Origin of the sequence: Paraburkholderia sp. 40 (assembly GCF_050434105.1) — a bacterium.
Classification (GTDB): Bacteria; Pseudomonadota; Gammaproteobacteria; order Burkholderiales; family Burkholderiaceae; genus Paraburkholderia; species Paraburkholderia tuberum.
In genome coordinates, this window is sequence record NZ_JBNPVY010000004.1 from 2,578,119 (window position 1) to 2,604,378 (window position 26,260).

Sequence of the window (26,260 nt, forward strand, 5' to 3'; positions counted from 1 at the left end):
TTAGTGAGGCTTGAACCGCACCCGCTCGGGCGGCTGCTTGAACTTGCCAAGCCGGGTCCAGAAGGGCATGCCGAGGAAAAACGCAAAGTAGATCAGCGCGCAGATCTGGGCGATCAGCGTCGCGGCCGGCGATGGCGGTCGCGTCCCGAGGAAGCCGAGCGTCAGGAACGCAATCACGAAGATCCCGAAGAAAACCTTGTGGAAGAACGGCCGGTAGCGAATAGACCTGACCGGCGACCGGTCGAGCCACGGCAGGAAGAACAGCGAAATCACCGCGCTGCCCATCACCACGACGCCCCAGAACTTCGATTCGGTGAACACCATCGCGACGATCACCAGCACCGCAAGCACCGGCAGGCCGAGCTTCCACTTGCCGCGCGCGCGCACGAGCGCCAGCAACCCGAGTAGCGCGATGACGATCATCAGCACGATCTTGAATGGATCGGTAGTGGCGCGCAGCATCGCATAAAAGGCGGTGAAGTACCACACGGGCGCAATTTCCGGCGGCGTCTGCAGCGGATTCGCGGGGATGAAGTTGTTGGCTTCAAGGAAGTACCCGCCCATTTCCGGCGCGAAGAAGATGATCGCCGCGAAGATCAACAGGAAGATCGCCACGCCCATGAAGTCGTGCACCGAGTAGTACGGGTGGAACGGAATGCCGTCGAGCGGCACGCCATCCGGGCCCTTCTTGGCCTTGATCTCAATGCCGTCCGGATTGTTCGAGCCGACTTCGTGCAGCGCGACGATGTGCGCGATCACGAGGCCGACCAGCACCAGCGGAATCGCGATCACGTGGAACGCGAAGAAGCGGTTCAGCGTGACGTCGGACACGACGTAGTCGCCGCGAATCCACAGCGACAGATCGGGCCCGATGAACGGAATCGCCGAGAACAGGTTCACGATCACCTGCGCGCCCCAGAACGACATCTGGCCCCATGGCAGCAGGTAGCCGAAGAACGCCTCGGCCATCAGGCTCAGGAAGATGAGGCAGCCGAAAATCCACACCAGCTCGCGCGGCTTGCGGTACGAGCCGTACATGAGCCCGCGGAACATGTGCAGATACACGACGACGAAAAACATCGACGCACCCGTCGAGTGCATGTAGCGGATCAGCCAGCCCCACGGCACCTCGCGCATGATGTACTCGACCGACGAGAACGCGAGCGTCGCGTCGGGCTTGTAGTTCATCGTCAGGAAAATGCCGGTGACGATCTGATTGACCAGCACCAGCAACGCAAGCGAACCGAAGAAGTACCAGAAGTTGAAGTTCTTCGGCGCGTAGTACTCGGAAGCGTGCTTCTTCCACGTCGCAGTCATCGGGAAGCGCTGGTCGATCCAACCAGCCAGCCCGGTCGTCTCTACTTCGTGTTCGCTCGCCATTACGCTTCTCCTTTTTCGTCCTTCCCGATCACAAGGGCCGTTGCCGACGTGAACATGAAGCGCGGGATGTCGAGGTTCTGCGGAGCGGGTTTGTTCTTGAAGACGCGGCCGGCCATGTCGTAGGTCGAGCCGTGGCACGGGCACAGGAAGCCGCCGGGCCAGTCGTCGGGGAGATTCGGCTGCGGGCCTTCCTGGAAGCGCGGCGTCGGCGTGCAGCCCAGATGCGTGCAAACGGCGACGGCAACCAGCAGATGCTTGTTCTCGGCGCGTGAACGGAATTCGTTGTTGCAGTAGTCCGGCAGCGGCATCGAAAACGGATTCAGCGAGTGGGGGTCCGCTACCTGGCTGTCGGCTTTTTGAACATCGGCGAGCATGCGGTCCGTGCGGTTGATGATCCACACCGGCATGCCACGCCAGGCGACCGTCATCATGTCGCCGGGCTTCAGACCACTGATATCGACTTCGACCGGGGCACCTGCGGCCTTGGCCTTTTCGGATGGTGCAAAGGAACTAACAAAGGGTACGACAACGGCAACACCTCCTATGCCGCCTGCTACGGTCGTCGCTACCAGCCAGTTACGGCGGCTGCCATCGACGCGTTCCTCTTCTTTGTCTCGCATCACTCGCCCCACTTCTGAGTTGGATTTTTCCTTCACGTCGCTTCTACCGCCGCTAGTTTGCTCGAATGGAGTCGCCATTTACAAGGGCCGATTGCCAAAAACCGTGCGAAGCCCTTGATAGCTCAGGGTTTGTCCGTACCGATCGCAAACTTTTTCGCACCTCCTTTTAAGTGCCTTCTGCGGTATTCCTGCTTTTTTCTTCGTTAATGCAATTCGCAATTCAAACGGGATTGGGGATATCGATAAACAGATGTTCGATATCGAACGATTCGGACAGATGCTTGCCCACCGCCTGCACGCCGAAGCGCTCGGTCGCGTGGTGGCCAGCTGCCAGAAACGCGACGCCGCTTTCCGCCGCCGTATGCATCACCGACTCCGATACCTCGCCGGTCACGTAGACGTCGACACCCGCGTTGATCGCGGCGTCGAACATGCCTTGCGCGGCACCCGTGCACCAGCCGACGCGGCGCAGCTCCATATCCGGATCGCCGAACACGAGCGGCGTGCGGCCCAGTGTCTGCTCGATTTCCGCGGTGAGGTGCGACAGCGTGATCGGCATCGGCAGCGTGGCGAGCCAACCGAGATCGTTGTCGCCGAAACGCGCGTCGCTGATCCAGCCCATCTTCTCGCCGATCTGCGCGTTGTTGCCGAACTCGGGATGATCGTCGAGCGGCAGATGGTAGGCGAACAGGTTCAGGTCGTTGGCGAGCAGCAGCTTCAAACGAGCATGTTTGCGGCCGGTGATCTGCGGTGCCTCGTTGCGCCAGAAGTAGCCGTGATGGACCAGCACGGCGTCGGCGCCCCAGTCGAGCGCGGCCTCCAGGAAGGCCACCGACGCGGTCACGCCGGTCGCGAGTTTGTTGATCCGGCGGCGTCCTTCGACCTGCAATCCGTTCGGGCAATAGTCCTTGAAGCGCGCGGTTTCAAGGAGATTGTTCAAGTACAATTCAAGTTCAATCCGATCCATATAGACCTCTAGTCTTCAGATGCTTAGACGCTTCTGGCTGTTATTTGCCCAAGCGGTGACGGTGCTGTTGGCGTTGATGTTCATCATTGCGACCCTCAAACCGCAGTGGCTGCAGCGTCAAGGACAGTTCGGCAGACAACTCGCCGAACCGATCGTCGCGCTACGGGAAGTGGCGCCGGGCATCGGCACTGGCCATGCCGAAACGTCCTATGCCGAAGCGGCGCAAAAGGCCATGCCCGCGGTCGTCAACGTGTTCTCCAGCAAGGATGGCTCGCTGCCTCCCGACCCGCGCGCCAAAGACCCGCTGTTCCGCTACTTCTTCGGCGACAGGAACAATCGCAAGCAGCAGGAGCAGCCTGCCTCGAATCTCGGCTCAGGCGTGATAGTGAGTTCGGAAGGTTACATTCTAACGAACCAGCACGTCGTCGACGGCGCCGATCAGATCGAAATCGCGCTCGCCGATGGCCGCACCGCCAGCGCGAAGGTCATCGGCATCGACCCCGAAACCGATCTGGCCGTGCTAAAGGTCAATATGACCAATCTGCCCACCATCACGCTCGGCCGGATGGACCAGACCCGCGTCGGCGACGTCGTGCTCGCGATCGGCAATCCGTTCGGCGTCGGGCAGACCGTAACGATGGGCATCGTCAGCGCGCTCGGCCGCAACCATCTCGGCATCAATACGTTCGAAAACTTCATCCAGACCGACGCCCCGATCAACCCCGGCAACTCGGGCGGTGCGCTCGTCGACGTGAACGGCAACCTGCTCGGCATCAACACCGCAATCTACTCGCGCTCGGGCGGCTCGCTCGGCATCGGCTTCGCGATTCCGGTGTCGACCGCGCGCAGCGTGCTCGAGAGCATCATTACGACCGGCACGGTCACGCGCGGCTGGATCGGCGTCGAACCGCAGGACGTAACGCCGGAAATCGCGGAGTCGTTCGGGCTCGATCAGAAGTCGGGCGCGATTGTCGCGGGCGTGCTGAAAAGCGGCCCGGCCGACCGCGCGGGCATCAAGCCCGGCGACATCCTGACGAGCGTAAACGGCCAGGCGATCACCGATACCACGCGTCTGTTGAACGTGATCGCGCAGATCAAGCCCGGTACGGCGGCGAAAGTGCATCTGGTGCGCAAAGGTCATCAGATCGATCTCGACGTGAAGATCGGCAAACGCCCGCCGCCGCCGAAACAGACGGAAGACGACAACGGCGGCGATCAGCCGGATGACGAAGGCGGCTGAAGCTAATGCCGCGATTCCACGCAATGAAAAAGGGCAGTCCGCAATGAACTGCCCTTTTTCATTTGACGCCCGGCACTGACTCGCGACACCTCAACTGGACGGCGGCGGACTCGCATCCTCCACGACCACCGGCTGCTTGCCGACGATCAACCGCGCCGCGACGATGCCAGCTTCATATAGCAGAATCAGCGGAACCGCGAGGATCAGCTGCGAAAACACGTCCGGCGGCGTTACGACGGCCGACACCACGAACGCGCCGACGATCACATACGGCCGGATCTCCTTCAGCTTCTTCAGCGTCACCACGTTCATCCGCACCAGCAGCACGACGACGATCGGTACCTCGAACGTGACGCCGAACGCGATGAACATCGTCAGCACGAAGCTCAGGTAATTGTTGATATCGGTTGTCATCTCCGCGCCGAGCGGCGCATTGTAGTGCGCCATCACGCGGAAGATGGTCGGAAACACGACGAAGTACGCGAACGCCATGCCGCACAGGAACAGCGTGTAGCTGCTCGCGACGAGCGGCGCGACGAGCTTCTTCTCGTGCTGATAGAGCCCAGGCGCGACGAACGCCCAGATCTGGTACAGCACGACCGGCAGCGCGATCACGAAGGCGACCAGCATCGTCACCTTCATCGGCACGAAGAACGAGCCGGTGACATCGGTGACGATCATCTTGCCGTCCTTCGGCAGATTCATCATCAGCGGACGGGCGAGCAGTTTGAAGATGTCCGGCGCCCAGTACACGAGCCCGATGAACACGACGACGACGGCGAGCCCCGCACGGATGATGCGGTCACGCAGTTCGACGAGGTGGGAAATGAAGGTCTCTTCAGTGCCTTCGTTCTGGGATTGCTGGGGGTCGCTCACACCGGCCCTCGGTTGGGGATTGTCGATCTGAACATCAGAAAAACCGCGTCGGACGACGCAGGTTGGCAGGTGTGTGCCGCGCAACGCGCGCGGCGCCCGACTGCACGCGCGTGCGCCGCAGGCTCGCTCGCTTGTACCAGGTGGGCGTGGCACTCTGCTGGACGCGCCAGGTCTTGCGTTTGGGCGCGGCGGCCGGCGTACTGACGGGCCACGAGGTGGCACCCGCGCTGCCGGTGGCCCCGCTGCCGGCGTCTTCGAGCGCGCCGCCGGCGATGCTCGGCGATACCGAGGTACCGCTATCCCATGCTTCGTTCAGTTCATTCTCGTGCTTGCGCAGATTGTCCTGAACCGCCGTTTCGACATTGCTCGCGGCCTTCTCGAACTCGGTTTTCATGCGCCGCAATTCGTCGAGCTCGATTTCGCGCGTGACTTCGGCCTTAACGTCGTTGATGTACCGCTGTGCGCGGCCGAACAGCGCGCCGGCCGTGCGAGCCACACGCGGCAGGCGCTCAGGCCCGAGGACGACCAGCGCGACGACGCCGATCAGCGCCATCTTGGTTAGACCGAGGTCCAGCATGAAGTGGAATGTCCGTCAGAAACGCGGGAACGGCGCGAAGGCCGCGGCTTAGCGGTAATCGCTCGATTGCTGCGTCTTTTCCTTCGCTTCGACGTCCACCGCGCCGTTGCGCGGCAGCTCGCGCTGCTGCTGTTGCGCGTCGGCCGACGACGAATCGGCTTCCTTCACACCTTCCTTGAAGCCCTTCACGGCGCCGCCCAGATCGCTGCCGATGTTGCGCAGCTTCTTCGTGCCGAACACGAGCGCGACGATCAACAGAACGATCAACCAATGCCAAATACTCAACGAACCCATGACTACTCTCCTTAACCCCGACGCCGCATCTCGATGCGGCCAATTTGCATAACCTGAAGCGCGTGCGCTTCGTCTCCATCTATCCCTACGTTACCTCAGGCTGCACCGCCTCGCTCGCATTGCGGCCATCTACGCCTGTCATTGTGGCCACACGATCGCGTCGACGTTATTACACAGCGGTAAAAACAACGGCGGCGCTATTGTCCCCGACCAAAACTCGCGGCGGTGCGCACTTGCCACGCAGTGCGCCTCACGCGTGAAGCGGCGCTCAGCCCATGCGTTGCCAGGGACGCGGTCCCGCGAGAATGTGCGCGTGCAGGTGATACACCTCCTGACCACCGCCCGGACCGGTATTGATTACCGTGCGAAAGCCCGTTTCGCCGCCGTTATACGCGACCCCCAATTGTTCGGCCAGTCGCGCGGCCAGGACAAGCATTCTACCAAGCAGAGGCGCGTCGCTTTCCGTGCAGTTCGACAGCGTTGCAATGTGCTTGCGAGGAATCACCAGCACATGCGTTTCGGCCGCCGGACGGATGTCGCGGAAGGCGACGAACTCGTCGTCTTCGTGGACCCTGGTCGACGGGATTTCGCCAGCGGCAATCTTGCAGAAAAGGCAGTTCGGATCGTGACTCATCGTATTCCTGACGCGGTATGACTTGGGCGAGCGAAGCCGCCCGCGCCGAGGTTCGATCCGAAAGCCGGCCCGCCCATACGGACCGGCTAGCGTTCAGACCCAACTGGCCGGATTCGCGAACGGCTTGTTATCGTACAGATACAGCCAGCCTTTGATAATACGGTACAACATCCATATGCTGACTGCCCACAGCACCGGAATGCCGATCACGACGAGCAGCAGCAACGCGCCGATCGCGTAACCGATGAGGCCCAGCCAGAACGTGCGGATCTGCCATTCGAAGTGCGCTTCGTACGGCGTGCCGGCCACGTCCGACCGTTTGACGTAGTTGATGATGATCGCGACCAGAATGGTGAGCCCGCCGGTCAGCCAGTGGACCGCATACAGCGCGTACAGCACGTGCGTGAGCGTGCGCAGGCTGCGCTCGCGCTCAGGCACCATCGCGTGGCGGTAGACCGGCGGCGGATAGCTTCCTTGCGGCTGTTCCATGCTTGCGTCCTCCCGGAGGTGCGATTACCGCTATATTGGTGCCGGCGCGCGCGACTTCAAGCAGAAACGCCAGATTTCCGCTCCGGCTGCTCAGTCGCCGTTTTCCTCGCGCTCGCGGCTCTTGCGCAGCGCCTTTTCCTCGATGCCCGACAGGCCTTCGCGACGCTCGAGTTCGGCGATCACGTCGGCGGGGCTCAGATCGAAATGCGACAGCATCACGAGGCAGTGGAACCACAGGTCCGCAACCTCGCCGACCAGCGCCTTCGGTGCGCCGCCCTGGCGCACGTCCTTCGCAGCCAGCACGACTTCGGTGGCTTCTTCGCCGATCTTTTTCAGCACCGCGTCGTCGCCCTTATGGAACAGGCGCGATACATACGAGATGTCCGGATCGCCGCCCTTGCGGCTGTCGATCACCGCCGCGAGGCGCAGCAGCGTGTCGAGCGTCGAAGCCTCGGCGGTCGAGGGGTTTTGCGTGGATTGCGTCATTTGTAGATGTGTTCGGGGTCTTTCAGCACGGGATCGACGGCCTGCCAGTCACCGTCGTCCACCGAGCCTTCGAATTTCTGGAAAAAGCACGAGTGACGGCCGGTGTGGCACGCGATGCCCGATACCTGCTCGACTTTCAGCAGCACGACGTCTTCGTCGCAATCGAGTCGCACTTCATGCACATGCTGCACGTGACCCGACTCCTCGCCCTTGAACCACAGGCGCTGGCGCGAGCGCGAGAAATACACCGCGCGGCCGGTCTCGACGGTCTTTGCCAGGGCCTCGCGGTTCATCCACGCGAACATCAGCACGTCGTTCGTCGACGCTTCCTGCGCAATCACCGGCACGAGGCCGTTCGCGTCCCACTTGACCTTGTCGAGCCAGTTCACTGCCGAAGGATTCGTCACGTCACAACCTCACCGAAATGCCCTGATCGGCCATGAAGCGCTTGGCCTCGCCGACCGTGTGTTCGCCATAGTGGAAGATGCTCGCGGCGAGCACCGCGTCCGCGTGGCCGCTCTTGATGCCGTCGGCGAGATGCTGAAGATTGCCGACGCCGCCCGAGGCGATCACCGACACCGGCACCGCGTCCGACACCGCGCGCGTGAGCGCGAGGTCGAAGCCGCTCTTGGTGCCGTCGCGATCCATGCTTGTCAACAGGATTTCGCCCGCGCCCAACTCGGCCATCTTGCGCGCCCATTCGACCGCATCGAGACCGGTGGCCTTGCGGCCGCCGTGCGTGAACACTTCCCAGCGCGGCGTTTCGCCGTCGGCCGATACGCGCTTCGCGTCGATCGCGACGACGATGCACTGCGAGCCGTATTTGTCGGTCGCGTCCTTCACGAGTTGCGGATTCGCTACCGCCGACGAGTTCATGCTGATCTTGTCGGCGCCCGCGTTCAGCAGGCGCCGCACGTCTTCGACCGCGCGCACGCCGCCGCCGACCGTCAGCGGAATGAACACCTGCGAAGCGACCGCCTCGATGATCGGCAGAATCAGGTCGCGCTGATCCGAGGTCGCGGTGATGTCAAGGAACGTCAGTTCGTCGGCGCCCTGATCGTCGTAACGGCGCGCGATTTCGACCGGGTCGCCCGCGTCGCGCAGTTCGACGAAGTTGACGCCCTTGACCACGCGGCCCGCGGTGACGTCGAGACAGGGGATGATGCGTTTAGCTAGAGCCATGATCGTGCAATTCTGCCAATACCGCTGATGAGGCCGCTCGCTTGCGGGCAAGCGGCACGGTGCCGGCGCGAGCGGTTGCGTCGCGCCGCGAGTGAGGTGCCGGCCGGAAGCTGGTGAGGTTCCGGGCGCTTAATCGTGCGACGCGCGTTACAGGCAAGCCATCGTTCGGACGAGCGCCGCAAGCCGACACGAGCGCAACGCCGGCGGCCCGCGCAACCTGCCCAGCACGCGCAGCCGACGCCGTGCTTAAGCGTCGTCCGCTTCGCGCAGCTTGTCCGCGAGCGTCTGCGCGGCCGCGAAGTCGAGGTCGCCCGAATAGATCGCGCGGCCGCAGATTACGCCCTCGATGCCCTCGCCTTCGACTTCGCACAGCGATTCGATGTCCGCGAGGTTCGATAGACCGCCGCTCGCGATCACCGGAATCTTGACCGCGCGCGCAAGGCGCACCGTCGCTTCGATGTTGATGCCTTGCAGCATGCCGTCACGCCCGATGTCGGTGTAGATGATCGACTCGCAGCCGTAGTCCTCGAACTTGCGCGCGAGGTCGGCTACTTCGTGACCGGTCAGCTTGCTCCAGCCGTCGGTGGCGACCTTGCCGTCTTTCGCGTCGAGACCGACGATGATGTGACCGCCGAACGCGGTGCACGCGTCCTGCAGAAAGCCGGGGTTCTTCACCGCCGCGGTGCCGATGATCACGTACGACAAACCGTCATCCAGATAGCGCTCGATCGTGTTCAGGTCGCGGATGCCGCCGCCCAGCTGAACCGGAATCTGGCCGCCCACTTCATCGATGATCGCGCGGATTGCATCGCCGTTTTTCGGCTTGCCGGCAAACGCGCCGTTCAGGTCGACCAGATGCAGTCGACGCGCGCCGCGGTCGACCCAATGTCGGGCCATGGCCGCCGGTTCCTCGGAGAAAATCGTCGCCTGGTCCATATCGCCCTGTTTGAGGCGTACACACTGACCGTCTTTCAGGTCGATGGCGGGAATCAGCAGCATAGCAATCGGGTGTTATCTGGGAGTGGATTGAAGGTCGGCGGCAGCGGCTGGCGAGTCAGCCCGCCGCAATACCGTCTCGCTAGTTTAGTACAACTCGTTCGGCGCTCCAGTGGGGCGCCGGTCGGATGCGGGACCGGGGCACCGCGCGACGCGCGCGCGGCAACGGGTTGAAAAAAGGCGTTCACGGGTTCCAGTGCACGAAGTTGCGATACACGCGCAAACCCGCCTCGGCGCTCTTTTCAGGGTGGAATTGGGTGGCAAAGATGTTATCCCGCGCTACCGCCGAGGTAAAGGGCACGCCGTAGACCGTTTCGCCCGACGTATGCGCCGGGTTGTCCGGCACCACGTAGTAGCTGTGCACGAAGTAGAAGAACGCGTTGTCGGCGACACCGTCCCACAGCGGATGCGGCTGCGCCTGACGCACGCGGTTCCAGCCCATCTGCGGGACCTTGAAGCGCGAGCCGTCGTCCTGCACCTGGCCTTCGAGCTCGAAGCGCACCGCCTTGCCGGGCAACAGACCCAGACCCGGCGTGTCGCCCTCGGCGCTCCAGTCGAACAGCATCTGCTCGCCGACGCACACGCCCATCAGCGGCTTGCTCCGCGACGCCTCGACGACCGCTTCCTGCAAACCGGACGCGCCGAGACTGCGCATGCAGTCGGGCATCGCACCCTGGCCCGGCAGCACCACGCGGTCGGCCGAGCGGATCACTTCCGGACGATCGACGATCGCCACGTCCGCTTCCGGCGCCGCTTTACGCAGTGCCTGGGCAACCGAGCGCAGGTTGCCCATTCCGTAATCCACAATCGCTATCGAAGTTTTCATTTCAAGTTTGGCCGCTCTGCCCTCGATCCATCGACGCCGCCGCGCGGCGTCAAACGACGTGCCGGCAAATGCGGTCCTGCCCGATGAATCGCTTGAAGGTGAGTGGCCTGAAGACGTTGGAGGCAGTGAAACCCGTGTTAAAGCCTGCTACGGCCGTTACGTTAGAGGCTGCCCTTGGTCGACGGAATCTGTCCGGCCGCGCGCTCGTCGAGTTCGACGGCCATGCGCAGCGCACGCCCGAATGCCTTGAACACCGTTTCGAGCTGATGGTGCGCGTTGATGCCACGCAGGTTGTCGATGTGCAGCGTCACGCCGGCATGGTTCACGAAGCCGCGGAAGAATTCGATCGACAGGTCGACGTCGAACGTGCCGATGCGCGCGCGCGTGAACGGCACGTGAAATTCGAGGCCCGGACGGCCGGAAAAATCGATCACGACGCGCGACAGCGCTTCGTCGAGCGGCACGTAGGAATGGCCGTAGCGGCGGATGCCCTTGCGATCGCCGATCGCCTTCGCGACGGCCTGGCCGAGCGTGATGCCGGTGTCTTCGACCGTGTGATGGTCGTCGATATGCAGGTCGCCATGCGCTTCGATCTCGAGGTCGAACAACCCGTGGCGGGCGATCTGGTCGAGCATGTGGTCCAGGAACGGCACACCGGTGGCCAGCTTCTGCTGGCCGGTGCCGTCCAGGTTGATCTTCACACGGATCTGCGTTTCGCTGGTGTTGCGAACGACTTCCGCAAGGCGCATGGCAATTCCTCGAATCTGGCTTAAAAGCGCTAGTAATGTGGGATGGACAAACTGGCGGGCTGCTCAGTGCAGCCGTTCAACGCAGCGGCTCAGTGCCGCCGCTCAATGCGGCGGGTTACCGCAACACGAGTTTCAGGCCGGCGAGCAACTGGGCGTTCTCGTTCGGCGAACCGACGGTCAAACGCACGCAATTGGCCAGCAATGGATGCATTTTACTCACGTTTTTGATCAGAATCCGCGCCGTTAGCAGGGTTTCGAACAATACCGACGCATCGGGCACCCGCACGAGCAGGAAGTTGCCCGCGCTAGTGAACACTTCGGCGCCCGGCAGCGCGGCCACCGCCTGCGCGAGTTTCTCGCGTTCGTCGCGCAATTGCGCGGCCTGCGCATCGAGCACGCCGATGTGGTCGAGCAGGAAATCAGCGGCGGCCTGCGTCAGCACGTTGGTGTTGTACGGCGGGCGGACCTTGTCGAACTCGGTCAGCCACGCGGGCTTGCCGACCAGGTAACCGAGGCGAATCCCGGCGAGGCCCAGCTTCGACACCGTGCGCATCACGACGACGTTGTCGAACTGGTCGGCGCGCGGCAGCCAGCTCTTCTGCGCGAACGGCTGATACGCCTCGTCGATCACGACGAGGCTCTTGCCCGCCGCGGCGATGACGCGCTCGATTTCGGCGTCATCGAACAGCGTGCCGGTCGGGTTGTTCGGATACGCGAGATAGATGATCGCCGGTTCATGCTCGGCGATCGCCGCGAGCATCGCGTCGGTATCGAGCGTGAAGTCGGCTTTGAGCGGCACGCCGACGAATTCGAGATTCGCCAGCTTCGCCGACATCTGATACATGACGAAGCCCGGCACCGGCGCGAGCACCTTCGCGCCCGGCTTCGCGCACGCGACCGACATGATGCTGATGATTTCATCCGAGCCATTGCCGAGCAGCACGTCGCACCCCGCCGGCACGCCCATCACGTGACGAATGCGCTCGATCAACTGCTCGGGGCGCGGCGCCGGATAACGGTTCAACGCGATGCCGGCCAGACGCTCGCCGAGATGCGCGGCAAGTTCCGGCGGCAGCGGAAACGGGTTTTCCATCGCGTCGAGCTTGATGAAGCCGGTGGCGTCCGGAACCGGATAGCTCGTCATTGCGAGCACGTCGCTGCGGATGATGTCTCGAGGTGTCGTCATAGGTTCGGGGGGCCGGGCCGTGCGAAAGACGCCGGGTCGGCGTCGTCAGTGCTGGGCGCTCGGGTTGGTCTCGGTCGTCGTTATTGAACGGGGCGGGTGGGCTCGATCCGTCGCTCGAGCGGGTGGAAGCCGGAAAACATGGAAGCCGGTCGATGCGGCGGCGGTTGCCGCCCTCGCCGCTTCTCCTGCTCCCGCTTACACCTGCTTGGGCTCCGCCGCGCGCCAGCGCGATCAGCGCTCCGCCTCAGCCGCGTTCGTTGTTGTTCTGCCGCATCCGGTATTCGGCGCTGCGTGCGTGCGCTTGCAGACCTTCGCCGTATGCCAGTTCCGCGGCAATCTCGCCGAGCGTCTGCGCACCTTCCGCGCTGACCTCGATCAGGCTCGAACGCTTGAAGAAATCATAGACGCCGAGCGGCGACGAAAACCGTGCGGTACGCGACGTCGGCAGCACATGATTCGGGCCCGCGCAGTAGTCGCCGAGGCTCTCGCTCGTGTAACGGCCAAGGAAGATCGCGCCTGCGTGACGGATCTGTTGCGCCCACTGATGCGGCTCCAGCGCCGAAATTTCAAGGTGCTCCGGCGCGATGTCGTTGGCGATCGCGCAGGCCTCGGCCATGTCGCGCACCTTGATCAGGGCGCCGCGGGTTTCGAGCGACGTGCGGATCACTTCGCGGCGCGGCAGGGTGGGCAGCAGTTCGTCGATCGCTTCCTGCACGCGCGCGATGAACGCGTCGTCGGGGCACAGCAGGATCGACTGCGCGAGCTCGTCGTGCTCGGCTTGCGAAAACAGGTCCATCGCGACCCAGCGCGGGTCGGTCGTGCCGTCGCACAACACGAGGATTTCCGACGGCCCGGCGATCATGTCGATGCCGACCGTGCCGAACACGCGACGCTTCGCCGACGCGACGTACGCGTTGCCGGGGCCGCAGATCTTGTCGACCGGAGGCACAGTCTGCGTGCCGTACGCGAGTGCAGCTACCGCCTGCGCGCCGCCGATCGTGAACACGCGATCGACGCCACCCAGCAGAGCCGCCGCGAGCACGAGCGGATTCTTCACGCCTTCCGGCGTCGGCACGACCATCACGATTTCGCGCACGCCGGCCACCCGCGCCGGTATCGCGTTCATCAGCACCGACGACGGATACGCGGCCTTGCCACCCGGCACGTAGATCCCCGCGCGATCGAGCGGCGTGACCTTCTGGCCGAGCACGGTGCCGTCCGCTTCGGTGTACTGCCAGCTATGGCTGCCGCACTCGATCTTCTGCTTCTCGTGATAGCCGCGCACGCGTGCCGCCGCCGCTTCGAGCGACGCGCGCCGCTTCGGCTCGAGACTTTCGAGCGCCGCCTCGAGTTCGGCCATCGGCAGTTCGAGCTCGGCCACGCTTTTCGCATCGACGCGATCGAAGCGATTCGTGTATTCGAGCACCGCCTCGTCGCCGCGCGCCTTCACGTCGTTCAGAATCTGCGCGACCGCGCGCTCGATGGCTTCGTCTTCGCTCGCCTCGAACGCGAGCACCGCATGCAGCGACTTGTGGAAGTCGCGAGCGGTGGAATCGAGTTTGCGAATCTTGGTAGACATACAGGTATCCGTTTCGGTAAGGCGCGCTATCAGTGCAACGTCACATTGCCATCGTCAGTCAGGCCGCCGGGGCGGCGGTTTTCGACGAAGCATTGGCAAACGCGTCGAGAATCGGCCGCAACGCGGCGCGTTTGAGCTTCAGCGCTGCCTGGTTCACGACGAGACGCGACGAAATCTGCATGATCTCCTCCACCTCGACCAGATTATTCGCGCGCAGCGTATTGCCCGAGCTGACCAGGTCGACGATCGCGTCGGCGAGACCAACCAGCGGAGCGAGTTCCATCGAACCGTACAGCTTTATCAGATCGACGTGAACGCCCTTGGCGGCAAAATGCTCACGAGCGGTTTCAACATACTTGGTCGCGACCCGCAGACGCGCGCCCTGGCGCACCGCGTTCGCATAATCGAAACCGGCCGCGACCGCGACCGACATGCGGCAACGCGCAATGTCCAGATCCACCGGCTGATACAGGCCGCTGCCGCCATGCTCGAGCAGCACGTCCTTGCCGGCCACGCCGAAGTCGGCCGCGCCGTACTCGACATAGGTCGGCACGTCGGTCGCGCGCACGACGATCACGCGCAGGTTCGGGTCGGTGGTCGGCAGGATCAGCTTGCGCGAGCTCTCCGGATCTTCCGCTACCTCGATGCCTGCCGCCGCGAGCAGCGGCAGCGTTTCCTCGAAGATACGCCCTTTCGACAACGCGAGCGTGAGCGGCGCGCTGACCGCCGGCGACGACGACGTTTGCGGCATCGAACTCATGCCCCGCTCCCGGAAACCCGGCGCACCTTCGCGCCGATCGCATTGAGCTTCGCTTCCATGCGGTCGTAGCCGCGATCGAGGTGATAGATGCGGTCGATCAGCGTCTCGCCCTCGGCGCGCAGCGCGGCGATCACAAGACTCGCGGACGCGCGCAGATCGGTGGCCATCACCTTCGCGCCGGACAGTTTTTCGACGCCGGTTACGAGCGCCGTGTTGCCGTCGATCGTGATGCTCGCGCCGAGACGGTTCAGCTCCTGGACGTGCATGAAACGGTTTTCGAAGATCGTCTCCACGACTTGCGACGTACCGTTCGCGATCGTGTTGAGCGCCGTGAACTGCGCCTGCATGTCGGTCGGAAACGCCGGGTATTCGGAGGTGCGGAACGTGACCGCGCTCGGGCGCTTGTCCATGCGCACGCGCATCCAGTCGTCGCCTTCCTCGACCGTGACGCCCGCTTCGCGCAGCTTTTCGGTGACGGCTTCGAGCAGCAGCGGACGCATCTTGCGCAGCATGACGTCGCCGCCGGCCGTCGCGACCGCGCACAGGAAAGTGCCCGCTTCGATGCGGTCCGGAATCACCGTGTGCTTCGCACCGTGCAGCTTGTCGACGCCATGGATCACCAGACGGTCGGTGCCGATGCCTTCGATCTTCGCGCCCATCGCGACGAGCAGATGCGCGAGGTCGACCACTTCGGGTTCGCGCGCTGCGTTCTCGATGACCGTCTCGCCTTCGGCAAGCACCGCCGCCATCAGCAGGTTCTCGGTACCGGTCACGGTGATCATGTCGGTGACGATGCGCGCGCCCTTCAGACGCTTCGCGCGCGCTTCGATGAAGCCGTGCTCGATCGTGATCTCGGCACCCATCGCCTGCAGACCCTTGATGTGCTGATCGACCGGACGCGCGCCGATCGCGCAGCCGCCCGGCAGCGACACGCGCGCATGACCGAAGCGCGCGACGAGCGGACCGAGCACGAGGATCGACGCGCGCATCGTCTTCACCATTTCGTACGGCGCGACGAGGTTGTCGACCTTGGACGCGTCGAGCGCGACGCGCCCTTCGCCGGCTTCGATACGCACCCCCATCTGGCCGAGCAGTTTGAGCATCGTGCGCACGTCCTGCAGATCGGGCACGTTCTCCAGATGCACCGGATCGGCGCTCAGCAGACCCGCGCACAGGATCGGCAATGCCGCGTTTTTCGCACCCGAGACGACAACTTCACCGGAGAGCGGGTAGCCACCTTCAATGATGAGTTTATCCATGCCTGTCGGTTCCTGATCGGCCCGGTTCGCGTCCGGACCTGCTTTGTCTGTGTTTGGCGCGCCGCTAGCGGTGTCGCGCCCTTCCTGAGTAATTCGCACTAAATTTCCAGATTACGCGTTCTGCCATTCGGCGGGCGTCAGCGTCTTCATGCTGAGCGCGTGGATTTCTTCGCGCATGCGGTCGCCGAGCGCCGCATACACGAGTTGGTGACGCTGGATCAGGCGCTTGCCTTCGAAGTTCGGCGAGACGATCGTCGCAAAGAAATGCTGACCGTCGCCTTCGACGTCGAGATGCTCGCACGCGAGTCCAGCTGCAATGTACTGTTTGACCTGTTCGGGAGTCGGCAACATGAGAGAAGCTCCTCGTCAGTGGCGCAGCTTGTAGCCGGTAGCGAGCATGCGCATCGCCACAGCGGCCAGCACCACGAAGAAACCGGCGACGATCGCGAGGCTCACCAGCGGGTCGATATCCGACACGCCGAAAAAACCATAGCGAAAGCCGTCGATCATGTAGAAAAACGGATTGAGCCGCGATACTTCGCGCCATACGGGCGGCAGCGTATGCGTCGAGTAGAACACGCCCGACAGGAACGTGAGCGGCATGATCAGAAAGTTCTGGAACGCGGCGAGCTGGTCGAACTTCTCGGCCCAAATGCCGGCGATCAGACCCAGCGTGCCGAGAATCGCCGAGCCGAACATCGCGAACACGATGATGTAGAGCGGCGCGGTGAAGGCGAGCGGCACGAACCAGATCGTCACGATGAACACGCCGAAGCCGACACACAGCCCGCGCGCCACGGCCGCGAGCACGTAGGGCCGCGAACATCTCGTGGTGCGACAGCGGCGGCAGCAGCACGAACACGAGGTTGCCGGTGATCTTCGATTGAATCAGCGACGAAGAACTATTCGCGAACGCGTTCTGCAGCACGCTCATCATCACGAGGCCCGGAATCAGGAAGCTCGTGTATTCGACGCCCGGATAGACCTGCACGTGGCCGCGCAGCGCGTGGCCGAAGATGGTCAGGTAAAGCAGCGCGGTGATGACCGGCGCGAGCACGGTCTGGAAAGACACCTTCCAGAAGCGCAGCAGTTCTTTGTAAAACAGCGTGCTAAATCCACTGTACCCGCTCATGCAAGCCCCTCGATCACTTCTGGACCGTTCATCACCTGAACGAATACGTCTTCGAGGTCGGCCTTGCGGACCTCGATTTCTTCGAATGTACAACCGGCCGCGCGGCATTGCGCGAGGATGCGCTCGACGTCGTCGTAGCTCGTCAGGCGCAGCAGATGCTGGCGGCCATTGCCGTTGCCGGCGCCGCTTTCCGCCTCGAGCGGACGCAGATCGGCGGGCAGCACGCCCTGCGCGAAGCGAACGAACAGTTGCATGCCGGCGAAACGCTGCAGAAGTGTGCTGGTGCGATCGAGCGCGACGACCTCGCCACGGCGCAGCATCGCGATGCGGTCGCACAACGATTCGGCTTCTTCCAGATAGTGCGTGGTCAGCACGATCGTGTGGCCTTCGCGATTCAGGCGCGAGATGAACTTCCACAGCGTCTGGCGCAACTCGACGTCGACACCCGCGGTCGGCTCGTCGAGCACGATCACCGGCGGGCGGTGCACGAGCGCCTGCGCGACCAGCACGCGGCGCTTCATGCCGCCCGACAGCGCGCGCATGTTGGCATCGGCCTTTTCGGTGAGATCGAGATTGGCCATGATCTCGTCGATCCACGCGTCGTTGTTGCGCAGCCCGTAGTAGCCGGACTGGATGCGCAAGGTTTCGCGCACCGTGAAGAACGGATCGAACACGAGCTCCTGCGGCACCACGCCGAGCGCGCGGCGCGCGTTGCGGAAATCGTCGACGACGTCGTGACCGCGCACCGCGATGCTGCCTTCGTCGGCGCGCGCGAGACCCGCGAGTATGCTGATGAGCGTCGTCTTGCCCGCGCCGTTCGGACCGAGCAGTCCGAAGAATTCGCCTTCTTCGACCGCGAGGCTGACGCCCTTGAGCGCCTGCAAGTCCTTGTAGCGCTTCTTGACGTTACGAATTTCTATGGCTGACATGACTATGGGCCGCGTGCGTCGCGGCGCCTGAAGTAGCCCCCAATGGAGCTTGGGGACGCGCAAATGCTGGAAGAAACGGAACCGGGGCCGATTAGGGGGCCAGTTCAACGCCACAAAAAAACGTTTGATTATAGGGCAAAAACTGACACCCCCGGCTTGGCCCGAAGGGAGGAGACGACGCTAGAGGAGCGTCAATGTCGCGCTGACGCAACCATGCTGGAGGCGCCAGAGGAGAGAAGAGTATCGACGCCGTAGGCCTGCGCGAGACTGGCGAGCCCAGCCGGCAGATTGACGATTTCGAACTTGCCGCCGCGCGCCGCCGCGGCCCGCACCCACGCGAGCAGGACGGCGAGCGCCGACGAATCGAATTGCGTGAGCGGCGCGCAATCGACGCCGCCCGCACCCGCCGCGATGCGTTGCAGACCCGCCGCGAGCGCGGCCTTCGCGCTCTCGTGGGTCAGCGTCGTGCCGCTGTCGAAGCGGTTCGCAACCGCGTTCAGCACGTCGCTCACGATTGCTTGCCTGCGGCGAGTTGCTGATTGCGCTGCGTGAGGAACTGGATCAGTCCGTCCACGCCCTTCTGCTGGATCTGCTCGTTGAACTGCTGCTGATACGCCTGGATCAGCCACGCGCCGAGCACGTTGATGTCATACACGCGCCAGCCCTGCGCCGTCTTGTACAGGCGGTAGTCGAGTTCGATCGGCTGGCCGTTGTTCATCACGACCGAGCGCACCACCGTGTCGGTGTCGTCCGGGTTCATGCGGAACGGCTTGTACTGGATCTGCTGGTCGCGCACCTGCGCGAGCGCGCCCGAGTACGTGCGGATCAGCAGCATCTTGAACTGCTCGACCACCTGGTTCTGCTGTTCGGGCGTCGCGGTGCGCCAGTTACGGCCCATCGCGAGCTGGGTGGTGCGGCGGAAGTCCGTGTACGGCAGGATCTTTTCGTTGACGAGCGCCGTGATCTGCTTGATGTCGCCCTGCTGGATCGACTTGTCGCCGCGAATCGCGTCCATCACCTGCTGGGTGACGGTCTTGATCAGCGCGTCGGGCGCGTTGGTGTCGACGGTTTGCGCCGATGCGCCCGCGCTGATGAACGAAAACAACGCGGCAAACAACGGAATCAGGAAGAATTTTTTCATATCGAGCTTTGCCTCAAATATAGTGCAACAGTTTGAACCGACCTTATCACGCGAGTTCGACGGCAATCCATGCGCAAACTGCGAGAGTCGTATCGATCTGTTACGACTGCACGTTCAACGCAATCTTAAGGACGGGAAGTTGAAGCGCGTGGGCGGCACCAACTGACCGGCCGGAATTTGCGTTTCCGGGCCGCCTTTCAGGTCGAGAGGCGGTGTTTCGGCGCCCGACGCGGCCTCCGGTGCCGACGCGCCTTGCGGCGTGCCCACGGCCGCGCCGGATGCGGGAGCCGGCTTGGCCGGCGCACCTGCCGCGCCCGCCTCGCCTTCGTCGTACTTCGGCAGCGGCGCTTCCTCGTCGTAGCTCGGCAGTTCCTGCGGACGCCGGCGGTTATCCGACAACAGATACTGCCGGCGCTGCAGATACGCGTTACGCACGAACGAGTATTTGTCGAGCGCCGCGCCTTCCAGCAGGTTGCTCGCTCCGAGCAGATTCGCGCGCGTGTTGACGATGTTCAGGCCATACAGCGCCCAGCTCAGGCCCGGCGGGTCGACGTAGCTGATCGGGTTCACGTAGTAGTTGCCGAGCGAGCCGACCGCATCGCGCACCGTGCTCGGCCCGAACAGCGGCAGCACCAGATAGGGGCCCGCCGGCACGCCGTAGTGGCCGAGCGTCAGACCGAGGTCGTTGTCGTGCTTCGGGAGCTTCGCGAGCGTCGCGACGTCGAACAGGCCGCCGACGCCGAACAACGTGTTGATCACGATCCGCATGATGTCGGACACGCCGTCGGCGATGCGCAGCTGCAGCAGGTTGTTCGCCGCGATATAGACGTCGCCGATGTTCGAGAAAAAGTTCGTCACGCTGTCGCGAACCGGCTGCGGCGTGACCCAAACGTAGCCCTGCGCAACCGGCTTCAGCGCGTACTGGTCGATCTTGTCGTTGACGGTGAAGATCGTACGGTTCAGCCCTTCGAACGGGTCGCCCTTGGTAGGCGTCTGCACGGTCGTGCAACCGGCGAGCAGCGCAGCCGCCACGGCGACCTTGCCTAACTGTAGGACGCGCGCGCCGCTGCGCGGGGTCTGCAGTGTCGTCTGCATCTAATTCTCCTTGTTGGCCTTACTGGCCGGCAGCGCCGGAGGCCGGCGCGCCCGGCGCCGGTGCAGGGGCGGATGCGGCGGGCTTCGCCGCGCCGGAATCCGCGGCTTTGCTATACAGGAACTGGCCGATCAGGTTTTCCAGCACGATCGCCGATTGCGTCATCGAGATCGTATCGCCGGCCTTCAACATTTCCGAGTCGCCCCCCGGCTCGAGCCCGATGTACTGCTCGCCGAGCAGACCCGAGGTCAGGATCTTCGCCGAAGTGTCCCTCGGAAACTGATATTGCTTGTCGATATCGATCGTGACGAGCGCCTGGTAGGCGTTGCTGTCGAAGCCGATCGACGCGACCCGGCCGACCGTCACGCCAGCGCTCTTCACCGGCGCGCGTGGCTTCAGCCCGCCGATGTTGTCGAACTTGAGCTTGACCGGGTAGGTTGCCTGGAACGACAACGAGCTCATATTGCCCGCCTTCAGCGCAAGAAACAGCAACGCCACGAAACCCAGCACCACGAACAGGCCGACCCAGAAGTCGAGAACATTCTTTTTCATCGTCATCCCAAAGTGAATCCGCCGCGCCGCCGCCACCTCCCGCCGTGCGCGGCGCATCATGCACCGCCGGCGGCCGGCATGCTGCGCGGTCTTAGCTGAACATTAGTGCGGTCAGCAGGAAATCGAGCCCGAGCACCGCGAGCGACGCGTACACGACCGTGCGGGTCGTCGCGCGCGACACGCCTTCCGGCGTCGGCTTCGCCTCGTAGCCCTGAAACAGCGCGACGAAGGTCACCGCGAGGCCGAACACCACGCTCTTGACGACCCCGGCGCCGACATCGCGCCACACGTCGACGCCGCTTTGCATCTGCGACCAGAACGCGCCGGCATCGACGCCGATCAGCAGCACGCCCACCACGTAACCGCCCAGAACGCCGACCGCGCTGAAGATCGCGGCGAGGATCGGCATCGACACGATGCCGGCCCACAGGCGCGGCGCGATCACGACCTTGACCGGATCGACGGCCATCATTTCCATCGCGGTGAGCTGCTCGCCCGCCTTCATCAGGCCGATTTCGGCGGTCAGCGACGTGCCCGCGCGCCCGGCGAACAGCAGCGCGGTCACGACCGGCCCGAGTTCGCGCACGAGCGACAGCGCGACCAGCAACCCGAGCGCCTGCTCGGAGCCATAACGGTTCAGCGTGTAATAGCCCTGCAACCCGAGCACGAAACCAACGAACAGCCCCGACACCGCGATGATCACTAGCGAATAATTACCGACGAAGTGGATCTGCTTCGTGACAAGACGCGGGCGGCGCAGCAGCGGGAAAAATTCGAGCACGAGCCGCAGGAAGAAGCGCGTCGCGTAGCCGGCGGTGCCGAGCCCGGTGATGACCGAGCGACCGATCGAACTGATCATGACTGGCCTCCGCCGATGCCGAAGTCCGCCGCGAGCGGCGTCTGCGCCGGATAGTGGAATCTGAACGGGCCGTCCGGCGCGCCGTCGATGAACTGCCGCACGGTCGGATCGGTCGACGCGCGCAGTTCGTCGGGCGTGCCCTCGGCAAGCACACCGCCGTTGGACAGGAAGTACACGTAGTCGGCGATCGCGAATGATTCCGGCACGTCATGCGTGACGAGAATCGACGTGGCGCCGAGCGCCCGGTTCAGCGTGCGGATCAGGTTCGCGGTGATGCCGAGCGAGATTGGGTCGAGACCGGCGAACGGCTCGTCGTACATCATCAGTTCGGGGTCGAGCGCGATTGCGCGCGCGAGCGCCACGCGCCGCGCCATGCCGCCGGAAATCTCGGACGGCAGCAGGTCGCGCGCGCCGCGCAGGCCGACCGCGTTGAGCTTCATCAGCACGAGGTCGCGCAGCAGTTCTTCGGGGAGATCGGTGTGCTCGCGTAGCGAGAAGGCGACGTTTTCGAACACCGTCATGTCGGTGAACAGCGCGCCGAACTGGAACAGCATGCCCATCTTGCGGCGCAGCCCGTAAAGGCCTTCGCGCGTCTGCTCGCCGATGTCCTGGCCGTGGAACAGCACCTGGCCGCGCTGGGCGCGCACGAGGCCGCCGATCAGCCGCAGCACCGTGGTCTTGCCGCAACCCGAGCCGCCCATGACCGCGACGACCTGACCGCGACGAAAGCGCAGATTCAGATTCGACAGGACGAGCCGGTCGCCGTAACCGAAGTCGACGTCGCGCAGCTCGAGTAAGGTCTCGGGATAGAAAAGCACCAAACTGACGATCCTTTTACAGGGAAGGCCGAATTATAGGGCCATCGTGCAAAAGCTGCCGTGAGGTGCCCCGTTCCTTGACTATGCCTGACGATTATTGCGTAAACATGTGTTGCAGCGCAGAAACAGCGGCGGCCGGGTCGGTCGCTTCCGTCACCGCGCGCACCACGGCCGCGCAGCCGACACCGGTCGCGAGCACGTCAGGCAGCACCTGCAGATCGATCCCGCCGACCGCGACGAGCGGCACCACGCCGTCGAGCAGCCGCACATAGCGTGCGAGGCGGCGCAAGCCCTGCGGCGCGGTCGGCATCACTTTGGTGGTGGTCGGGAACACGGCGCCCAACGCAATATAGCTCGGACGGAAATGCAGCGCCTTCAGCATCTCGTAGAAGCCGTGAGTCGACAGACCGAGCCGGATGCCCGCGTCGGCCAGCGCGGACAGGTCCGCCGTATGCACGTCTTCCTGGCCGAGATGTACGCCGTACGCGCCCGCCTCGAGCGCCGCCTGCCAGTGATCGTTGATGAACACCTGCGCGTCGTGCGCGCGGCCGGCCGCCACGCAGCGCGCGATTTCGCGCTTCAGCTCGTCGGCGGGTTCGGCCGACTTGCGGCGCAACTGCACCGTCTTCACGCCGAAGCCGACCACCCGTTCGACCCAGTCCGCGGTCGGCAACACCGGATACAGGCCGAGCCTTGCCGGGCAGCGCGGGAACGCCTTGGCGGGTGCCGCCGGCAGGTCGATAAGGCGCGGAAAGCGAGCGAGGTCGGCCGGGAAAGCATCGTCGGCGCGGGTCTCGTCGCCATCGCGCCACGCGAGCGCGAGCACCAGCGCGTCGTGCGGATCGAAACCGCAGTCGAGGAACGCGGCAAGCGCGGGAATCCAGTCTTCCGCCAGATGGCCTTCGAGGCCGTACTTCTCGCCGCCCAGATGCAGCGTCGCGCGGTTTTCCGCGGCGACGATCACGCCCGCACCCCGCGTCAGCCAGCGCGCGATTTGCTCGCCGCGCTGCTGTGCGTCGGCGGTCACGATCAGGTCGCCACCGTTCGGTTCGTCGGGTGCGATCAGGCAGATGCGCCACGGCGCGTGCGTCAGCGGCCAGTCGCCGAGACGTGCGCGGATGCGCTCGGCGGCTTCGATGAGTTCGTCGGCCGTCGGCCAGAACAGATCGCGGTCCTTCAGCGTCAACGACTGAGTCATGCGGCCCCCCCATCCTGATGCCAGAACGGCATGCCGACCACCGGCGTGCTCGCGTGCGCGCTCTCGCGCTCGGCCATCGGGCCCGCGAGATACGCTTGCCGACCCGCCTCGACGCCCAGCGCGAATGCGCGCGCCATCGCGTCGGGGTGCGTCGCCTGCGACACTGCCGTGTTCAGCAGCACGCCGTCGAAGCCCCACTCCATCACCTGGGCCGCATGCGACGGCACGCCGAGCCCGGCATCGACGATCAGCGGCACGTCCGGCAACCGCTCGCGCAACACGCGCAGCCCGTATGGATTGATCACGCCCTTGCCGGTGCCGATCGGCGCGCCCCACGGCATCAGCGCCTCGCAGCCGGCGTCGAGCAGACGGCGGCCGATCACCAGATCTTCGGTGCAGTACGGCAGCACCTTGAAGCCATCCTTGACGAGCCGCGCGGCGGCTTCGATCAGGCCGACCGGGTCGGGCTGCAGTGTGTAGTCGTCGCCGATCAGTTCGAGCTTGATCCACTCGGTCTCGAAGATTTCGCGCGCCATGTGCGCGGTCGTCACCGCTTCACCGACGCTCAGGCAACCTGCCGTGTTCGGCAAGAGCGGCACGCCATGGCGCTTGAGCAGATCGAAGAAGCCGGCTTCGGCGTGGCCCTCGTTCATCTGACGGCGCAGCGCGACCGTCACCATGCCGGGGCGCGCGGCGTCGATCGAATCGGACAGCGATTGCAGCGACGGATAGCGCGATGTGCCGAGCAGCACGCGGCTTGCAAAAGTTTGACCGTATAGCGTCAGCGCGTCGGCGGTCTCGTGAGAAGTCATTTGCATCATCCTGGTTTGCCCTCGCGGCTAGAACCGACCGCGTTGCGGCAATGGGTTTTCGGCGACGGTTGTTGCGTTCGGTAAGCGACAGGCTGGCGCGGTCGCGCTCAGCCGCCCGCGACCGGCTGCACGACGTCGAGCCGGTCGCCCGTTTGCAACGCGCGCGCCGCATGCTGCGCACGCGCGACGAAATCGCCGTTGAGCGCGACCGCGAACGGCGGACGTGCGCCAAAGGCGGCGAGCGCATCGGCGACAGTCGCGCCCTCGGGCAGCGACAACGGCTTCTGATTGATATGAATGTCCATGGTGTTCGAATACGGTTCAATCGATGGCGCAAGCGGCATCGCGCGCGGCACGTTGGCCGCTACGCTCGGGCCGGCTCGCGCGCGAAATGCTGCTGGAACAGCTCGCTCCAGCGTGAGTCGCGCCGCCAGCCGGCGAATGCGTCGGCATCACCGACGCGGCCGTCGAGCAGCGCGCTCGCGAAGCGCACGGCTTCGTCGGCGACTTCGGGCGCGATCATGTAGCCGTGCCGGTACAGGCCGTTCACGCGCAGCGTGCGCGCGCCGTCCCACAGCAGCGCGGGACGATGATCGGGCAAGGTCGGCCGGCACTGCGAATTCAGCTCGAGAATGCGCGCCTCGCCGAAGCCCGGGTGCACCGAAAACGCCGCGCTCAGCAACTCGAGCGCCGAACGCACGCTGACGGGCGACATGTCCTCGCCCTCCACCTCGGTCGCGCCGATCACGTAGAGGCCGTTCTGCTTCGGCGCGATATACAGCGGGTAACGCGGATGCAGTAGCCGCACCGGGCGCGTCAGCTGCAGGTGAGGCGCATGCACGCGCGCAACTTCGCCGCGGATGCCGCGCAGCGTCGGCAGCACCGGCTTCGCGCCGAGCCCGCGGCAATCGATGGTGATGCCGGCCTCGGGCAGCGATGCGTCCTCGATCGGCGTGTTCCAGTGCGTGTCGACGCCGCGCTCGGCAAGCCCGGCCGCGAGCGCGGACAGCACCTGGCGGTTGTCGAGCTGGCCTTCTCGCGGCAGCAGCCAGCCTTGGCTGAAGCGGCCGGCCAACGCGGGTTCGGCGGCGCCGAGCTGCGCGCCCGCCAACGCGACGAAGCCGCCGTCGAGCAACTCGGCCGGCGCGTTCGCACGCACGCGCCGCTCGAATAGCGGCGCCTCGGTGCGATCCGCGTGATGCCAGACGACGAGCGTGCCGTTGCGCTGGAAAAACACCGGCTCCGGCAGTTCGGCAAGCACGCGCGGCCAGCTTTCGAGCGAACTCCCGCCAAGCCGCGTGATCAGCAGCTCGGCGCTCGCGGCCTCTGCCAGCGGTGCGAGCATCGCGGCGGCGACCCACGCGGCAGCCTGCGAACCGGTGGCATCGCCGCGCTCGTAGAGCGCCACGCGATGCCCGTCGCCAGCGAGGCGCCACGCGACCAGCCGGCCGCACAGGCCGCCGCCGAGCACGGCGAAATCGGGTCGGGCGGGACGGTTCATCGCGCGCGCTCCGTTCGACTGCGGTGGGCAAAACCAAGACGGCACGGCTCGCCCGAGGCGGCGTGACGAAGGGAAAAATGCATGTCTGAAGAATAGGCGGTCATCGAGTCCTTTCCGTACGGCCA

Annotated in this window: 31 protein-coding genes and 1 pseudogene; 1 reads left to right on the plus strand and 31 read right to left on the minus strand. The window is 64.4% G+C overall.

Translation table 11 applies throughout. The features are described from left to right. From OKW28_RS33710 to OKW28_RS33720, 3 genes are all read right to left on the minus strand, one after another. Positions 1-1,380 carry a cytochrome b gene (locus OKW28_RS33710; protein WP_429451914.1) on the minus strand — a complete coding sequence of 460 codons (1,380 nt, stop codon included), beginning with the start codon at positions 1,378-1,380 and terminating at the stop codon, positions 1-3. Further along, a complete protein-coding gene (gene petA, locus OKW28_RS33715) occupies positions 1,380-2,000 on the minus strand; it encodes a ubiquinol-cytochrome c reductase iron-sulfur subunit (protein ID WP_429454542.1) in 621 nt (206 codons plus the stop codon). Before petA ends, OKW28_RS33710 begins: the two co-directional genes overlap by 1 nt. Positions 2,001-2,220: 220 nt before the next feature. Then, positions 2,221-2,967, minus strand: coding sequence for a Nif3-like dinuclear metal center hexameric protein (locus OKW28_RS33720; RefSeq protein WP_429335388.1), 747 nt, complete (start codon positions 2,965-2,967; stop codon positions 2,221-2,223). A 19-nt stretch (positions 2,968-2,986) separates the two neighbouring features. On the opposite strand from OKW28_RS33720, the gene OKW28_RS33725 reads away from it, so the two are divergent. Further along, positions 2,987-4,207 carry a Do family serine endopeptidase gene (locus OKW28_RS33725; RefSeq protein WP_429451916.1) on the plus strand — a complete coding sequence of 407 codons (1,221 nt, stop codon included), beginning with the start codon at positions 2,987-2,989 and terminating at the stop codon, positions 4,205-4,207. Positions 4,208-4,297: 90 nt separating this feature from the next. On the opposite strand, the gene tatC is transcribed toward OKW28_RS33725, so the two are convergent. From tatC to OKW28_RS33865, 28 genes and pseudogenes are all read right to left on the minus strand, one after another. Continuing rightward, positions 4,298-5,083 carry a twin-arginine translocase subunit TatC gene (gene tatC / locus OKW28_RS33730; protein ID WP_018420078.1) on the minus strand — a complete coding sequence of 262 codons (786 nt, stop codon included), beginning with the start codon at positions 5,081-5,083 and terminating at the stop codon, positions 4,298-4,300. A 34-nt stretch (positions 5,084-5,117) separates the two neighbouring features. Then, positions 5,118-5,660, minus strand: coding sequence for a Sec-independent protein translocase protein TatB (gene tatB / locus OKW28_RS33735; protein ID WP_429451919.1), 543 nt, complete (start codon positions 5,658-5,660; stop codon positions 5,118-5,120). Positions 5,661-5,708: 48 nt separating this feature from the next. Further along, positions 5,709-5,954, minus strand: coding sequence for a Sec-independent protein translocase subunit TatA (tatA, locus tag OKW28_RS33740; RefSeq protein ID WP_018420076.1), 246 nt, complete (start codon positions 5,952-5,954; stop codon positions 5,709-5,711). Between the two features lie 268 nt (positions 5,955-6,222). After that, entirely contained in the window at positions 6,223-6,588 is a 366-nt protein-coding gene (locus tag OKW28_RS33745; protein WP_184035806.1) for a histidine triad nucleotide-binding protein, read from the minus strand. Between the two features lie 93 nt (positions 6,589-6,681). Further along, the gene (locus tag OKW28_RS33750; protein WP_429451921.1) at positions 6,682-7,077 is read right to left on the minus strand and encodes a DUF4870 family protein; all 396 of its coding nucleotides are present in this window, start codon (positions 7,075-7,077) and stop codon (positions 6,682-6,684) included. A 90-nt stretch (positions 7,078-7,167) separates the two neighbouring features. After that, positions 7,168-7,563 (minus strand): phosphoribosyl-ATP diphosphatase, encoded by a 396-nt coding sequence (locus tag OKW28_RS33755; RefSeq protein WP_429451923.1) that lies wholly within the window; start codon positions 7,561-7,563, stop codon positions 7,168-7,170. Continuing rightward, positions 7,560-7,970 carry a phosphoribosyl-AMP cyclohydrolase gene (gene hisI / locus OKW28_RS33760; RefSeq protein WP_090802086.1) on the minus strand — a complete coding sequence of 137 codons (411 nt, stop codon included), beginning with the start codon at positions 7,968-7,970 and terminating at the stop codon, positions 7,560-7,562. The genes OKW28_RS33755 and hisI overlap by 4 nt, the downstream gene beginning before the upstream one ends. A gap of 1 nt (position 7,971) precedes the next feature. Next, entirely contained in the window at positions 7,972-8,745 is a 774-nt protein-coding gene (gene hisF, locus OKW28_RS33765; protein WP_062128440.1) for an imidazole glycerol phosphate synthase subunit HisF, read from the minus strand. A gap of 246 nt (positions 8,746-8,991) precedes the next feature. Then, positions 8,992-9,744, minus strand: a complete 753-nt coding sequence (gene hisA / locus OKW28_RS33770) for a 1-(5-phosphoribosyl)-5-[(5-phosphoribosylamino)methylideneamino]imidazole-4-carboxamide isomerase (protein WP_233851518.1) — start codon at positions 9,742-9,744, stop codon at positions 8,992-8,994. Between the two features lie 181 nt (positions 9,745-9,925). Then, a complete protein-coding gene (hisH, locus tag OKW28_RS33775) occupies positions 9,926-10,567 on the minus strand; it encodes an imidazole glycerol phosphate synthase subunit HisH (protein WP_429451925.1) in 642 nt (213 codons plus the stop codon). Positions 10,568-10,728: 161 nt separating this feature from the next. Continuing rightward, positions 10,729-11,316, minus strand: a complete 588-nt coding sequence (hisB, locus tag OKW28_RS33780; RefSeq protein ID WP_013090696.1) for an imidazoleglycerol-phosphate dehydratase HisB — start codon at positions 11,314-11,316, stop codon at positions 10,729-10,731. 115 nt (positions 11,317-11,431) lie between these two features. After that, a complete protein-coding gene (hisC, locus tag OKW28_RS33785; RefSeq protein ID WP_429451927.1) occupies positions 11,432-12,502 on the minus strand; it encodes a histidinol-phosphate transaminase in 1,071 nt (356 codons plus the stop codon). A 244-nt stretch (positions 12,503-12,746) separates the two neighbouring features. Continuing rightward, positions 12,747-14,081 carry a histidinol dehydrogenase gene (gene hisD, locus OKW28_RS33790; RefSeq protein WP_429451929.1) on the minus strand — a complete coding sequence of 445 codons (1,335 nt, stop codon included), beginning with the start codon at positions 14,079-14,081 and terminating at the stop codon, positions 12,747-12,749. Between the two features lie 58 nt (positions 14,082-14,139). Continuing rightward, positions 14,140-14,841: an ATP phosphoribosyltransferase gene (hisG, locus tag OKW28_RS33795; RefSeq protein ID WP_090802096.1), complete on the minus strand. Its 702-nt coding sequence runs from the start codon at positions 14,839-14,841 to the stop codon at positions 14,140-14,142. Beyond that, positions 14,838-16,100: a UDP-N-acetylglucosamine 1-carboxyvinyltransferase gene (murA, locus tag OKW28_RS33800; protein ID WP_429451931.1), complete on the minus strand. Its 1,263-nt coding sequence runs from the start codon at positions 16,098-16,100 to the stop codon at positions 14,838-14,840. The genes hisG and murA overlap by 4 nt, the downstream gene beginning before the upstream one ends. A gap of 111 nt (positions 16,101-16,211) precedes the next feature. Next, the gene (locus tag OKW28_RS33805; protein ID WP_429451933.1) at positions 16,212-16,451 is read right to left on the minus strand and encodes a BolA family protein; all 240 of its coding nucleotides are present in this window, start codon (positions 16,449-16,451) and stop codon (positions 16,212-16,214) included. A 15-nt stretch (positions 16,452-16,466) separates the two neighbouring features. Then, positions 16,467-17,232 (minus strand): annotated as a pseudogene (locus OKW28_RS33810) (ABC transporter permease). Beyond that, entirely contained in the window at positions 17,229-18,161 is a 933-nt protein-coding gene (locus tag OKW28_RS33815) for an ABC transporter ATP-binding protein (protein WP_429451935.1), read from the minus strand. Before OKW28_RS33815 ends, OKW28_RS33810 begins: the two are co-directional and overlap by 4 nt. A gap of 191 nt (positions 18,162-18,352) precedes the next feature. Beyond that, entirely contained in the window at positions 18,353-18,673 is a 321-nt protein-coding gene (locus tag OKW28_RS33820; RefSeq protein WP_429451937.1) for an STAS domain-containing protein, read from the minus strand. After that, positions 18,670-19,302: an MlaC/ttg2D family ABC transporter substrate-binding protein gene (locus OKW28_RS33825; protein WP_429451939.1), complete on the minus strand. Its 633-nt coding sequence runs from the start codon at positions 19,300-19,302 to the stop codon at positions 18,670-18,672. Before OKW28_RS33825 ends, OKW28_RS33820 begins: the two co-directional genes overlap by 4 nt. A 114-nt stretch (positions 19,303-19,416) precedes the next feature. Next, positions 19,417-20,397 carry an MlaA family lipoprotein gene (locus OKW28_RS33830; RefSeq protein ID WP_429451941.1) on the minus strand — a complete coding sequence of 327 codons (981 nt, stop codon included), beginning with the start codon at positions 20,395-20,397 and terminating at the stop codon, positions 19,417-19,419. A gap of 19 nt (positions 20,398-20,416) precedes the next feature. Further along, complete coding sequence (gene mlaD / locus OKW28_RS33835; RefSeq protein ID WP_035470668.1) at positions 20,417-20,947, minus strand: outer membrane lipid asymmetry maintenance protein MlaD; 531 nt, start codon at positions 20,945-20,947, stop codon at positions 20,417-20,419. 91 nt (positions 20,948-21,038) lie between these two features. Beyond that, the gene (gene mlaE / locus OKW28_RS33840; RefSeq protein ID WP_429451944.1) at positions 21,039-21,806 is read right to left on the minus strand and encodes a lipid asymmetry maintenance ABC transporter permease subunit MlaE; all 768 of its coding nucleotides are present in this window, start codon (positions 21,804-21,806) and stop codon (positions 21,039-21,041) included. Next, on the minus strand, positions 21,803-22,627 hold the full coding sequence (locus OKW28_RS33845; protein WP_429451946.1) for an ABC transporter ATP-binding protein: 825 nt from the start codon (positions 22,625-22,627) through the stop codon (positions 21,803-21,805). The genes mlaE and OKW28_RS33845 overlap by 4 nt, the downstream gene beginning before the upstream one ends. A gap of 91 nt (positions 22,628-22,718) precedes the next feature. Beyond that, positions 22,719-23,822: a thiamine phosphate synthase gene (gene thiE / locus OKW28_RS33850; RefSeq protein WP_429451948.1), complete on the minus strand. Its 1,104-nt coding sequence runs from the start codon at positions 23,820-23,822 to the stop codon at positions 22,719-22,721. Continuing rightward, entirely contained in the window at positions 23,819-24,634 is an 816-nt protein-coding gene (locus tag OKW28_RS33855; RefSeq protein WP_090805494.1) for a thiazole synthase, read from the minus strand. Before OKW28_RS33855 ends, thiE begins: the two co-directional genes overlap by 4 nt. 107 nt (positions 24,635-24,741) lie before the next feature. Further along, a complete protein-coding gene (gene thiS, locus OKW28_RS33860; protein WP_026225709.1) occupies positions 24,742-24,939 on the minus strand; it encodes a sulfur carrier protein ThiS in 198 nt (65 codons plus the stop codon). Positions 24,940-24,998: 59 nt separating this feature from the next. Further along, positions 24,999-26,135, minus strand: coding sequence for an FAD-dependent oxidoreductase (locus tag OKW28_RS33865; RefSeq protein ID WP_429451950.1), 1,137 nt, complete (start codon positions 26,133-26,135; stop codon positions 24,999-25,001). Positions 26,136-26,260: the final 125 nt, after the last annotated feature.

Coding starts and splice junctions, on each gene's coding strand:
- OKW28_RS33710 (WP_429451914.1), bottom strand. CDS start 1,380: ATGGCGAGCGAACACGAAGTAGAGACGACCGGGCTGGCTGGTTGGATC.
- petA (WP_429454542.1), bottom strand. CDS start 2,000: ATGCGAGACAAAGAAGAGGAACGCGTCGATGGCAGCCGCCGTAACTGG.
- OKW28_RS33720 (WP_429335388.1), bottom strand. CDS start 2,967: ATGGATCGGATTGAACTTGAATTGTACTTGAACAATCTCCTTGAAACC.
- OKW28_RS33725 (WP_429451916.1), top strand. CDS start 2,987: ATGCTTAGACGCTTCTGGCTGTTATTTGCCCAAGCGGTGACGGTGCTG.
- tatB (WP_429451919.1), bottom strand. CDS start 5,660: ATGCTGGACCTCGGTCTAACCAAGATGGCGCTGATCGGCGTCGTCGCG.
- tatA (WP_018420076.1), bottom strand. CDS start 5,954: ATGGGTTCGTTGAGTATTTGGCATTGGTTGATCGTTCTGTTGATCGTC.
- OKW28_RS33745 (WP_184035806.1), bottom strand. CDS start 6,588: ATGAGTCACGATCCGAACTGCCTTTTCTGCAAGATTGCCGCTGGCGAA.
- OKW28_RS33750 (WP_429451921.1), bottom strand. CDS start 7,077: ATGGAACAGCCGCAAGGAAGCTATCCGCCGCCGGTCTACCGCCACGCG.
- OKW28_RS33755 (WP_429451923.1), bottom strand. CDS start 7,563: ATGACGCAATCCACGCAAAACCCCTCGACCGCCGAGGCTTCGACGCTC.
- hisF (WP_062128440.1), bottom strand. CDS start 8,745: ATGGCTCTAGCTAAACGCATCATCCCCTGTCTCGACGTCACCGCGGGC.
- hisA (WP_233851518.1), bottom strand. CDS start 9,744: ATGCTGCTGATTCCCGCCATCGACCTGAAAGACGGTCAGTGTGTACGC.
- hisH (WP_429451925.1), bottom strand. CDS start 10,567: ATGAAAACTTCGATAGCGATTGTGGATTACGGAATGGGCAACCTGCGC.
- hisB (WP_013090696.1), bottom strand. CDS start 11,316: ATGCGCCTTGCGGAAGTCGTTCGCAACACCAGCGAAACGCAGATCCGT.
- hisC (WP_429451927.1), bottom strand. CDS start 12,502: ATGACGACACCTCGAGACATCATCCGCAGCGACGTGCTCGCAATGACG.
- hisD (WP_429451929.1), bottom strand. CDS start 14,081: ATGTCTACCAAGATTCGCAAACTCGATTCCACCGCTCGCGACTTCCAC.
- hisG (WP_090802096.1), bottom strand. CDS start 14,841: ATGAGTTCGATGCCGCAAACGTCGTCGTCGCCGGCGGTCAGCGCGCCG.
- murA (WP_429451931.1), bottom strand. CDS start 16,100: ATGGATAAACTCATCATTGAAGGTGGCTACCCGCTCTCCGGTGAAGTT.
- OKW28_RS33805 (WP_429451933.1), bottom strand. CDS start 16,451: ATGTTGCCGACTCCCGAACAGGTCAAACAGTACATTGCAGCTGGACTC.
- OKW28_RS33815 (WP_429451935.1), bottom strand. CDS start 18,161: ATGTCAGCCATAGAAATTCGTAACGTCAAGAAGCGCTACAAGGACTTG.
- OKW28_RS33825 (WP_429451939.1), bottom strand. CDS start 19,302: ATGAAAAAATTCTTCCTGATTCCGTTGTTTGCCGCGTTGTTTTCGTTC.
- OKW28_RS33830 (WP_429451941.1), bottom strand. CDS start 20,397: ATGCAGACGACACTGCAGACCCCGCGCAGCGGCGCGCGCGTCCTACAG.
- mlaD (WP_035470668.1), bottom strand. CDS start 20,947: ATGAAAAAGAATGTTCTCGACTTCTGGGTCGGCCTGTTCGTGGTGCTG.
- mlaE (WP_429451944.1), bottom strand. CDS start 21,806: ATGATCAGTTCGATCGGTCGCTCGGTCATCACCGGGCTCGGCACCGCC.
- thiE (WP_429451948.1), bottom strand. CDS start 23,822: ATGACTCAGTCGTTGACGCTGAAGGACCGCGATCTGTTCTGGCCGACG.
- OKW28_RS33855 (WP_090805494.1), bottom strand. CDS start 24,634: ATGACTTCTCACGAGACCGCCGACGCGCTGACGCTATACGGTCAAACT.
- thiS (WP_026225709.1), bottom strand. CDS start 24,939: ATGGACATTCATATCAATCAGAAGCCGTTGTCGCTGCCCGAGGGCGCG.
- OKW28_RS33865 (WP_429451950.1), bottom strand. CDS start 26,135: ATGAACCGTCCCGCCCGACCCGATTTCGCCGTGCTCGGCGGCGGCCTG.